Below are 9,908 nucleotides of genomic sequence, written 5' to 3'. Positions count from 1 at the left end.
TCGGCGGTACCGCGCTGAATCAGCGCCGCTAACACAAGCCCGCCGCCCTCCTTCTCCGACGGCGGCACCGAGCAGCATCACGCCTGCCCGCCAGGTTCGACGATGGTCGCCTCCCAAAGACAAGGCCCGAACTCTCTCGAGTCCGGGCCTTGTGATCAGGCCTCGTCGTTGGCCGGTGGCAGCACCCAGTTGAGGACGATGCCCACCAGGGCCGCCAGGCTGACCCCCTGAAGGGTGAACTGGCCGCCGCCCAGCTGCATGCCGCCGATGCCGAAGACCAGGATCAGCGAGATCACCACCAGGTTGCGGGGCGCGGTCAGGGAGTGACCGGCACGCACCAGGGTATTCATCCCCACCACGGCGATGGAACCGAACAACAGGGTCATGATGCCCCCCATCACCGGCCCGGGAATGGTCTGCAACAGGGCACCCAGCTTGGCCACGAAGGCCAGCACGATCGCCACCCCGGCAGCCACGATCATGATCCGCGGATCGAAGGCGCGAGTCAGGGTCACCGCCCCGGTGACCTCGGAGTAGGTGGTATTGGGCGGGCCACCGAACAGCGCTGCCGTGGTGGTGGCCAGGCCATCCCCCAGCAGGGTGCGATGCAGGCCCGGCGTCTCCAGGTAGTTCTTGCGGGTCACCGAGCCGATGGCCACCATGTCGCCGATATGCTCCACCGCCGGGGCGATCGCCACCGGAATCATGAAGAGGATCGCCGCCCAGTGGAAGCTCGGCGCGGTGAAGGCCGGCAGCGCCAGCCAGGCCGCCTCGGTCACCGGGGTGAAGTCGATCACCCCCATGGCCAGGCCCAGCAGGTAGCCGGTGACGATACCGCCCATGATCGGGATCAGGCGCAGCAGGCCGCGGCCGAAGACCGCCAGCACCAGGGTCACCAGCAGGCTGACCATCGACAGGGTGATCGCCTGGCCATAGCCGATATGCTCGCTGGTCTCGCCGGTGGCCATGCTGACCGCCACCGGCGCCAGGGCCAGGCCGATCACCATGATCACCGGCCCCACCACCACCGCCGGCAGCAGGCGATGCAGCCAGGCGGTGCCCTTGAGGCGCACCGCCTGGGAGATGACCACATAGACCAGGCCCGCCGCCAAGAGGCCACCCAGGGTCGCCGAGACCCCGAAACTGGCCACCGAGCCCTGAATCGGTGCGATAAAGGCAAAGGACGAGGCCAGGAAGACCGGCACCGTGGCCCGGGTCACCGCATGGAAGACCAGGGTACCCACCCCAGCGGTGAACAGCGCCACGCTGGGGTCGAGGCCGGTCAGCAAGGGCACCAGCACCAGGGCGCCGAAGGCCACGAAGAGCATCTGGGCACCGGTCAGCAGGGTCCTGGGCAGGGAGTCGGTCGAGCGGGGCACGACCGCCGAGGAGTCACTCATGGCGAATCTCCAGAAAAACGCCCCAGGGGAACCGGGGCGTGGAATGACTGGTGTAGAAGAGGCGGAGGGAGGCCCCGCATCCCCGATATCAACGCGTACCGAAGATCTTGTCGCCGGCGTCCCCCAGGCCAGGCACGATATAGCCGTGCTCGTCGAGGCGCTCGTCGATGGCCGCGGTATAGATCTCCACGTCCGGATGTGCCTCCTGGACCCGGGCGATCCCCTCCGGCGCCGCCACCAGCACGATCACCTTGACCTGCCGGCAGCCCCGCTGCTTGAGCATATCCAGGGTCGCCACCATGGAGCCGCCGGTGGCCAGCATGGGATCGATCACGATGGCCAGGCGCTCGGCGATATCATTGGTGAACTTCTCGAAGTAGGGCACCGGCTCGAGGGTCTCCTCGTCGCGATAGAGCCCCACCACGCTGATCCGGGCACTGGGAATCAGGTCGGTGACCCCATCCAGCATGCCGAGTCCGGCGCGCAGGATCGGTACCACCGTGACCTTCTTGCCCTTCAACTGCTCCACCTCGAGGGGCTCACCGCTCCAGCCGGGCACCTCGATGGTCTCCAGCTCCAGGTCCTGGGTGGCCTCGTAGGTCAGCAGCTTGGCGACCTCGCCGGCCAGCTCGCGAAAACTCTTGGTACTGATGTCGGCGACCCGCATCAGGCCCAGCTTGTGCTTGACCAGGGGGTGTTGGATGGCATGAACGCTCATTGGGTGGCCCTTGAAGAAAATAAAGTCGCAATAGCGTGGGTCGGATGACGCCGCGGTCTAGCCGCCTGGCGCCGTGAGGTTAAGAGTCGTCGACGACGCCGAGGTCGCCAGGCGGGGGTCTCAACGCCCCTCTCACGTCGACGCCTCCGAGATCGGCTCGAGGGGCAATTGCCAGTCGATGGCGCCGCGGCCGCGCGCCTCGAGGAAGGCGTTGGCCTGAGAGAAGTGACGCTGACCGAAGAAGCCGCGATGGGCGGAGAGCGGCGACGGATGGGGCGACTGCAGCACCAGATGGCGGCTGCGATCGACGAAGGCCGCCTTTTTCTGGGCATAGCTCCCCCAGAGCAGGAAGACCACCCCCTCGCACTGCTCGTTGACCGTGGCGATGGCCCGATCGGTAAAGGTTTCCCAGCCGCGCCCCCGATGGGCACCGGCATTGCCCTGCTCCACCGTCAACACGCTGTTGAGCATCAGCACGCCCTGACGCGCCCAGGGCTCCAGGAAGCCATGATTCACCGGGCTCACCCCCAGATCGCCGGCCAGCTCCTTGTAGATATTGACCAGCGAGGGGGGCGTAGGCACCCCGGGGCGCACCGAGAAGCAGAGCCCATGGGCCTGATCGGGGCCGTGGTAGGGGTCCTGCCCCAGGATCACCACCTTGACCCGCTCCAGAGGGGTCAGCTCGAAGGCACGGAACCAGTGGCTGGAGTGGGGATAGATGACCTTGCGAGCGGCCTTCTCGGCGGCGAGGAATTCGCGCAGCTGCTGCATGTAGGGGGCCTGGAACTCCGGGCCCAGGAAGCGGCTCCAGCTCTCGGGAAGCGGGGATCCTGACATCGACCAACTCTCTTTACTGACGTCGCTGACGGCATCATCGCGGCGAGGCCACGCCTCGCCGCCCCGGGACTCAGTCATCGTCGCCCTTGCGCACCTGCTCCACCAGGGGCTGCACATAGGCGATGCCCATATCCCAGGGGAACTGGATCCAGCAGTCCTGGGCCACTTCGGTGAGGCACTGATCCACCAGGGGACGCCCCTCGGGCTTGGCATAGACAGTGACGAAGTGCGCCTTGGGCAGCATCTCGCGCACCTTGCGGGCGGTCTTGCCGGTATCCACCAGGTCATCCACCAGCAACCAGCCATCGCCGTCGTGATCGACGCCCTTCATCACGTCGAGTCCGCCCTGCTCCATATGGTCGTAACTCTTGATGCAGACGGTATCGATCAGGCGCACATTGAGCTCCCGAGCGATCAGGGCGGCGGGAATCAGCCCGCCCCGGGTGATGGCGACGATGCCCTGGAAGTCACGCTCCACCAGCTGGTGGCAGAGGGCCCGCACATCCCGGTGGAGCTGATCCCAGGAAACGGTGAAGTGTTGCTGATAGCGATTGGCGCTCATGATCGATGTACCGGTAAACCAGAGGGGAGGACGAGGTTACTCGTCCTCGGTGAAGGAACAGACCGCGAAGACACTATGCCCCGCCTCGCGGATCTTCTGGGAGCCGCCCAGCTCGGGCAGGTCGATGATGGTGGCGGTCTCCACCACCTGACCACCACAGCGGGTGATCAGCTTGGCGGCGGCCAACATGGTGCCGCCGGTGGCGATCAGGTCATCCATGATCAGGATGCGATCGTGCTGCTTGAAGGCGTCCGCATGGAGCTCCACCTCGGCCTGCCCATACTCCAGGGTATAGGTCTCGCTGACGGTGCGAAACGGCAGCTTGCCCTTCTTGCGCACCGGCACGAAGCTGCAGCCCAGCTCGTAGGCCAGGGGGGCACCGATGATGAAACCGCGGGCATCGATGGCGGCGATGGCGTCCAGGTCCATCTCCTGGTAGCGATGCACGAAGCTGTCGATCAGCTTGCGAAAGGCGGCACTGTTCTGCAGCAGCGGGGTGATATCGCGGAAGTTGACCCCCGGCTGCGGCCAGTCGGGGACGGTGCGAATCACCGATTTGATGTAGTCAGCGTAGATGCTCATCGACTCTCTCAATCCAGGAACAGGAATTTCAGGGCAAAGAGTACCGCCAGGATCACCACCGCCGGGTTGAGATCCTGGAAACGCCCGGCCAGCGCCTTGATGGCCACATAGCTGACAAAGCCCAGGGCGATGCCCTCGGCGATCGAGAAGGTCAGTGGCATGGCCAGGGCGGCGATCAGCACCGGGGCCGCATCGGTGGCGTCCTCCCAGTTGGCATGGGCCAGGCTACCGGCCATCAGCGAGGCCACATAGAGCAGCGCGCCGGCGGTGGCGTAGGCGGGAATCGAGCCGGCCAGGGGCGCGAAGAAGAGGCTCACCAGGAAGAGGATGGCCACCACCACGGCGGTCAGGCCGGTGCGTCCCCCGGAGGCGATGCCGGCGGTGGACTCGATATAGCTGGTGGTGGTGGACGTCCCCAGCACGGCACCGGCCATGGAAGCGCTACTGTCGGAGATCATCGCCCGATTGAGGCGAGGCAACTTGCCATCCTTGTCGAGCAGGCCGCCACGATGGGCGACCCCCACCAGGGTCCCGGAGGTATCGAAGAGGTCGACGAACAGGAAGGCGAAGATCACGCTGAGCATGGCGATATCCAGCGCCCCGGCGAGATCCAGCGCCATGAAGGTCGGCGCCATGGAGGGCGGCATGGAGACCAGGCCGGCATACTCGTTGTGGCCCAGCACCATGGCCAGGACAGTGATGCCCAGAATCCCGATCATCACCGCCCCGGTAACCTTGAGATAGGCCAGGGCGGTGATCACGAAGAAGCCCAGCATGGCGTAGATGGCCGGCGGTTGGGACATGTCCCCCAGGGCCACGTAAGTGGCCGGATTGGCGACCACGATACCGGCATTCTTCAGTGCAATCATCGCCAGGAAGAGACCGATACCGGCGGCGATGCCCAGGCGCAGCGACAGCGGAATCGAGTTGATGATCCACTCGCGCACCTTGAAGATGCTCAGCAACAGGAAGATGAAGCCGGAGAAGAACACCGCCCCGAGCGCCGCCTCCCAGGTGTAGCCCATGCCCAGCACCACACCATAGGTGAAGAAGGCATTGAGGCCCATGCCCGGCGCCTGGGCAATGGGATAATTGGCCCACAACCCCATGATCAGACAGCCGACGGCCGCCGCCAGACAGGTCGCCACGAAGACCGCCCCGTAGTCCATTCCCGTCTCCGAGAGGATGCTCGGGTTGACGAAGATGATATAGGCCATGGTCAGGAAGGTGGTGATCCCGGCGATGACCTCGGTGCGAACCGTGGTGTGGTGCTCGCTGAGCTTGAAGTGGTCGTCCAGCAGTCGTTTCAGCATCGGGGGCCCCGTGCGCTTGCGTAGATGGTCAAGAGGCGGAAAAGGCGCACATACTACCCAAAGCGGCGGCGCGACGCGAGACGCAATGCGCGTCGACCGCCGCCTGATCGGCAGGGCGCTTTTTCCGGCGTCATACAGGTATAAGCAATGGCTGCTGCAGGCGCCATCCCTTACCGCAAACGCAGCCTTGACGATTTGGTCAGGCCGCGGCCCTCAGGACGACTGGGGCAGGCGGACGGCAAGCATCCGTTCCACGCTCTCGACGATGGCCTGGGTCTGGGGGTCGATCTCGATATTGACCCGATCGCCTTCGGCGCGCTCGCCGAGGGTGGTGCGCGACAGGGTCTCGGGGATCAGGTTGACGCAGAAGCTCGGCCCCTCGGCGGCCTGGCGCACCTCGCCGATGGTCAGGCTGATGCCGTCGACGCCGATATAGCCCTTGTCGAAGAGAAAGCGCCCATAGGCCTCGGGCAGGCGGAACCACAGGCGCCGGTTGTTGGGCGCCTCCTCGATGGCGGTCAGTTCGGCCATGCAGATTACATGGCCCGACATGGCGTGCCCGCCGATCTCGTCGCCGAAGCGGGCGGCCCGCTCGATATTGACGCGCTCCCCCACCGCCAGGTCGCCCAGGTTGGTCAGGCGCAGGGTCTCGCGCATCAGGTCGAAGCTGACCCGCTCGCCATCGATGGCGGTGACCGTCAGGCAGACCCCGTTATGGGCCACCGAGGCCCCCAGGGCCAGTCCCTCGCGAAGCGCCTGCGGCAATGCCACCACATGGGTGCGGAAGGCCTCCTTCTCGACGACCTCGACCAGCGTGGCGGTACCCTGTACGATTCCAGTAAACATCTCGACTCCCGAAGCATGGTGAGACGGGCCGGCCCATGCGGCCCCGGATAACGCCCTAGTCTACCAGCCCGCCCCGCCTCGGGCCTCTCCCTCGGCAAGCGAGATTCCTTGGGCCCCACCGGCCCGCCGCAGTAATATTTTCTGCAAGAAGGCGTCATCGGCGACAACTTGGCCCGAACTGTCGTTGACAGCCCATTCAATAACCACTAGCATTCGCTCATTCATTTCAGGCGCCGATTTGTACCCGGATTGCGGGCGCCGCCACCCCCTCTCGAGGGGGCGGTAAGTGCAGCTAAAAGGGTGTGTCCAGCGTTGATGGCCACCCGCCAGGGTGGCCTTTTTTTTGCCCTGCGACTGCCCGCCCGCCCGGCGCCCCCACCAGTCCACGGGACCCATGATCAAGCTCAGCAACCTCTCCAAGACCTATGGCAGCGGCGAGCACGCCGTCCAGGCCCTGAAGACTATCGACCTGGAGGTCCCCAAGGGCACCGTCTATGGGGTCATCGGCCTCTCCGGGGCCGGCAAGTCGACCCTGATTCGCTGCGTCAACCTGCTGGAACGCCCCACCACCGGCAGCGTGCGGGTCGACGACCAGGAGCTCACCGAACTGAGTGGCGCCGCCCTCAACCAGGCCCGCCACCAGATCGGCATGATCTTCCAGCACTTCAACCTGCTCGCCTCGCGCACCGTTTTCGCCAACGTGGCCCTGCCCCTGGAGCTGATGGGCGTCGGCAAGGCGGAAATCCGCGAGCGGGTGCTGCCCCTGCTGGATCTGGTCGGCCTGGCCGACAAGCGCGAGCAGTACCCCGCCCAGCTCTCCGGCGGCCAGAAGCAGCGGGTGGCCATTGCTCGCGCCCTGGCCAGCCGCCCCAAGGTGCTGCTCTGCGACGAGGCCACCTCGGCCCTCGACCCCCAGACCACCGGCGCCATCCTCGACCTGCTGCAGGACATCAACCGCCGACTCGGCCTGACCATCCTGCTGATCACCCACGAGATGGAGGTGGTCAAGCGCATCTGTCACCGGGTCGGCCTGATCTCCGGCGGCGAACTGGTGGAAGAGGCCGAGGTCGGCGACTTCTTTACCGCCCCGCGCACCGAGCTGGGCCGCCACTTCCTCAATGACTTCCTGCAACTGGAGCCCCCGGCGGCACTGGTCGAACGCCTGGAGCCCACCTCCGGCGAGCACACCCATCCGGTGGTGCGCCTGGCCTTCGGCGGCGACGCCGTCTCCACTCCGCTGATCTCACGCCTGGCCCGGGAGTGCGGCATCGATGTCAGCATTCTCGAGGCCAAGGTGGAGTCGATTCAGGAACGCACCCTGGGGCTGATGATCGCCGAACTGATCGGCAGCGCCGAGGAGACCGCCCGCGCCATCGCCTATCTCGAAACCCATGACCTCGACGTGGAGGTGCTCGGCCATGTCCAGCGCGATGCTTGACCTGATTCTCAAGGCGACCCTGGATACCCTCTATATGGTGGGGATCTCGGGGCTTCTCTCGGCCCTGCTGGGGGTACCCCTGGGGGTGCTGCTCTATGTGACCCGCCCGGGGCAGATCCTCGCTCGACCGCTGCTCAACCAGGTGCTGGGCGTCACCACCAATATCGGCCGCTCGGTGCCCTTTATCATCCTGATGGTGGCGATCATCCCCTTCACCCGGCTGATCGTCGGCACCTCCATCGGCACCAATGCCGCCATCGTGCCGCTGACCGTGGCGGCGATCCCCTTCGTGGCTCGCCTGGTGGAAGGCTCGCTGAACGAGATCTCCCCCGGCCTGGTGGAGGCCGCCCAATCCATGGGCGCCACCCCCTTCCAGATCATCACCAAGGTGCTGCTGCCGGAGGCCAGGGGCGGCATCATCACCGGCCTGACCATCACCGTGGTGACCCTGGTCAGCTATTCCGCCATGGCCGGCGCCGTGGGCGGCGGCGGCCTGGGCGACCTGGGCATCCGCTACGGCTACAATCGCTTCGACCCCATGGTGATGCTGATCACCGTGGCGATCCTGGTGGTAATGGTGCAGGGCTTCCAGAGCCTCGGCGACGCCCTGGTACGCCGCGCCAATCACAAGTGACTCCGCCGGCTCGCCGGCACTTCCTGGACACAAGGAGAGCTTCAATATGCAACGACCCCTGGCTACCTGGCTGCGCCCCGCCCTGATCGGTGCCACCCTGCTCGGCAGCGCCCTGCTGGCCGGCTGCGGCGGCGATGACGACACCCGCAGCATCAAGGTGGGCACCATGTCCGGCCCGGAATCCGAGGTGATGGAAGTGGCCGTGCAGCTCGCCAAGGAGCGCTACGATCTGGACGTGGAGATCATCGAGTTCACCGACTACGTCTCGCCGAATGCCGCCCTCGCCGACGGCAGCCTCGACGCCAACGCCTTCCAGCACGAGCCCTACCTGCGCAGCATGGTGGAGGATCGCGGCTATGACCTGGTGGTCGCCGGCCACACTTTCGTCTACCCGATCGGCGCCTACTCCGAGAAGCACGACAGCATCGAGGCGCTGCCGGAGCGGGCCATCATCGCCCTGCCCAACGACCCCACCAACGGCGGCCGGGCGATGATCCTGATGCACCACGCCGGCCTGATCGCCCTGGACGACCCGGACAACCTCGAGGCCACCCCGGTCAACGTCGTCGACAACCCCCACAACTACCAGTTCCGCGAGATCGAGGCGGCGCAGCTGCCGCGCATCCTGCGCGACGTGGACCTGGCCTTTATCAACAACACCTTCGCCCAGCCCGCCGGCCTGCACCTGGACGACGCCCTGCTCCGCGAGGGCCCCGAGTCCCCCTACGTCAACCTGATCGCGGTGCGCGCCGGGGACGAGGAGCGCGAGGAGATCCAGCAGCTGGTCTCCGCCTACCAGAGCGACGAGGTGGCCGCCAAGGCCCTGGAGCTGTTCGACGGCGGCGCGGTCCCCGGCTGGCAATAAGTCCCGCCGGCGCCACATCCACAGGGCCGACCCATGCCGGGTCGGCCCTGCGCTTTAGGAGAGAGACAATGAGCGACTATGCCATGCTCGGGCGCCAGCTGGCCGCCCTGCTCGATGATCGCGACCCCCTGACCAACTGCGCCCAGACCTGCGCCCTGCTGATGCAGGAACTCCCCGACCTCAACTGGGTGGGCTTCTACCTCCAACGCCGGCCCCGGACCCTGGTACTGGGTCCCTTCCAGGGCAAGCCGGCTTGCACCCCCATCCCCTTCAGTCAGGGCGTCTGCGGCGCCGCGGCGCGAAGCCACGAGTCCCAGCGCATCGACGACGTCCACGCCGTGGCCGATCATATCGCCTGCGACAGCGCCTCCCGGGCCGAACTGGTGGTGCCGATCCTCCACGACGGCGAGGTGTGGGGCGTGCTGGACCTGGACAGCCCCCGCCTGGGGCGCTTCACCCCCCAGGACCAGGCGGGCATCGAGGCCCTGGTGGCGATCTTCCAGGCCCATACCGACCTGGAGCACCTCTAGCGAGGCCAAGCCCCCGGCCGGCCCCGCCAGGCCGGTCTGGCGACTCGCCGCGGATGGCGCCCATACGAGAACGCCCCGTGACCAGGAGTCACGGGGCGTCGAGATTTGGTAGGACCAAGCGGATTTGAACCGCTGACCTCCACGATGTCAACGTGGCGCTCTAACCAACTGAGCTATGGTCCT

Annotated in this window: 11 protein-coding genes and 1 tRNA gene; 4 read left to right on the top strand and 8 right to left on the bottom strand. The window is 66.3% G+C overall.

Translation table 11 applies throughout. The features are described 5' to 3' along the window. Positions 1 to 155: 155 nt before the first annotated feature. The 7 genes from IHD13_RS17535 to IHD13_RS17505 form a co-directional block, all read right to left on the bottom strand. A complete protein-coding gene (locus tag IHD13_RS17535) occupies positions 156 to 1,400 on the bottom strand; it encodes a uracil-xanthine permease family protein (RefSeq protein ID WP_195862329.1) in 1,245 nt (414 codons plus the stop codon). Positions 1,401 to 1,488: 88 nt separating this feature from the next. Beyond that, positions 1,489 to 2,118: a uracil phosphoribosyltransferase gene (gene upp, locus IHD13_RS17530; RefSeq protein ID WP_195862328.1), complete on the bottom strand. Its 630-nt coding sequence runs from the start codon at positions 2,116 to 2,118 to the stop codon at positions 1,489 to 1,491. A 132-nt stretch (positions 2,119 to 2,250) separates the two neighbouring features. Next, the gene (gene ung, locus IHD13_RS17525) at positions 2,251 to 2,955 is read right to left on the bottom strand and encodes a uracil-DNA glycosylase (RefSeq protein ID WP_195862327.1); all 705 of its coding nucleotides are present in this window, start codon (positions 2,953 to 2,955) and stop codon (positions 2,251 to 2,253) included. Positions 2,956 to 3,025: 70 nt separating this feature from the next. Continuing rightward, complete coding sequence (gpt, locus tag IHD13_RS17520) at positions 3,026 to 3,517, bottom strand: xanthine phosphoribosyltransferase (RefSeq protein ID WP_195862326.1); 492 nt, start codon at positions 3,515 to 3,517, stop codon at positions 3,026 to 3,028. Between the two features lie 36 nt (positions 3,518 to 3,553). Further along, complete coding sequence (locus tag IHD13_RS17515) at positions 3,554 to 4,099, bottom strand: adenine phosphoribosyltransferase (RefSeq protein ID WP_195862325.1); 546 nt, start codon at positions 4,097 to 4,099, stop codon at positions 3,554 to 3,556. 8 nt (positions 4,100 to 4,107) lie between these two features. Next, positions 4,108 to 5,412: an NCS2 family permease gene (locus IHD13_RS17510; RefSeq protein ID WP_195862324.1), complete on the bottom strand. Its 1,305-nt coding sequence runs from the start codon at positions 5,410 to 5,412 to the stop codon at positions 4,108 to 4,110. A gap of 213 nt (positions 5,413 to 5,625) precedes the next feature. Continuing rightward, positions 5,626 to 6,258, bottom strand: a complete 633-nt coding sequence (locus tag IHD13_RS17505; protein WP_195862323.1) for a riboflavin synthase subunit alpha — start codon at positions 6,256 to 6,258, stop codon at positions 5,626 to 5,628. 394 nt (positions 6,259 to 6,652) lie between these two features. Here IHD13_RS17505 and IHD13_RS17500 point away from each other — a divergent pair, with 394 nt between their 5' ends. From IHD13_RS17500 to IHD13_RS17485, 4 genes are all read left to right on the top strand, one after another. Continuing rightward, a complete protein-coding gene (locus tag IHD13_RS17500; RefSeq protein ID WP_195862322.1) occupies positions 6,653 to 7,696 on the top strand; it encodes a methionine ABC transporter ATP-binding protein in 1,044 nt (347 codons plus the stop codon). Continuing rightward, positions 7,677 to 8,330, top strand: coding sequence for a methionine ABC transporter permease (locus tag IHD13_RS17495; RefSeq protein ID WP_195862321.1), 654 nt, complete (start codon positions 7,677 to 7,679; stop codon positions 8,328 to 8,330). The genes IHD13_RS17500 and IHD13_RS17495 overlap by 20 nt, the downstream gene beginning before the upstream one ends. 46 nt (positions 8,331 to 8,376) lie before the next feature. Then, a complete protein-coding gene (locus IHD13_RS17490; protein WP_195862320.1) occupies positions 8,377 to 9,195 on the top strand; it encodes a MetQ/NlpA family ABC transporter substrate-binding protein in 819 nt (272 codons plus the stop codon). 68 nt (positions 9,196 to 9,263) lie between these two features. Next, complete coding sequence (locus IHD13_RS17485; protein WP_195862319.1) at positions 9,264 to 9,725, top strand: GAF domain-containing protein; 462 nt, start codon at positions 9,264 to 9,266, stop codon at positions 9,723 to 9,725. A 106-nt stretch (positions 9,726 to 9,831) separates the two neighbouring features. On the opposite strand, the gene IHD13_RS17480 is transcribed toward IHD13_RS17485, so the two are convergent. Next, positions 9,832 to 9,908, bottom strand: a tRNA-Val gene (locus IHD13_RS17480).

This window comes from Halomonas sp. 328 (assembly GCF_015645095.1).
Lineage (GTDB): Bacteria > Pseudomonadota > Gammaproteobacteria > Pseudomonadales > Halomonadaceae > Bisbaumannia.
This window is presented reverse-complemented; position numbering and strand designations above follow the sequence as displayed.

Coding starts and splice junctions, on each gene's coding strand:
- IHD13_RS17535 (WP_195862329.1), bottom strand. CDS start 1,400: ATGAGTGACTCCTCGGCGGTCGTGCCCCGCTCGACCGACTCCCTGCCC.
- upp (WP_195862328.1), bottom strand. CDS start 2,118: ATGAGCGTTCATGCCATCCAACACCCCCTGGTCAAGCACAAGCTGGGC.
- ung (WP_195862327.1), bottom strand. CDS start 2,955: ATGTCAGGATCCCCGCTTCCCGAGAGCTGGAGCCGCTTCCTGGGCCCG.
- gpt (WP_195862326.1), bottom strand. CDS start 3,517: ATGAGCGCCAATCGCTATCAGCAACACTTCACCGTTTCCTGGGATCAG.
- IHD13_RS17515 (WP_195862325.1), bottom strand. CDS start 4,099: ATGAGCATCTACGCTGACTACATCAAATCGGTGATTCGCACCGTCCCC.
- IHD13_RS17510 (WP_195862324.1), bottom strand. CDS start 5,412: ATGCTGAAACGACTGCTGGACGACCACTTCAAGCTCAGCGAGCACCAC.
- IHD13_RS17505 (WP_195862323.1), bottom strand. CDS start 6,258: ATGTTTACTGGAATCGTACAGGGTACCGCCACGCTGGTCGAGGTCGTC.
- IHD13_RS17500 (WP_195862322.1), top strand. CDS start 6,653: ATGATCAAGCTCAGCAACCTCTCCAAGACCTATGGCAGCGGCGAGCAC.
- IHD13_RS17495 (WP_195862321.1), top strand. CDS start 7,677: ATGTCCAGCGCGATGCTTGACCTGATTCTCAAGGCGACCCTGGATACC.
- IHD13_RS17490 (WP_195862320.1), top strand. CDS start 8,377: ATGCAACGACCCCTGGCTACCTGGCTGCGCCCCGCCCTGATCGGTGCC.
- IHD13_RS17485 (WP_195862319.1), top strand. CDS start 9,264: ATGAGCGACTATGCCATGCTCGGGCGCCAGCTGGCCGCCCTGCTCGAT.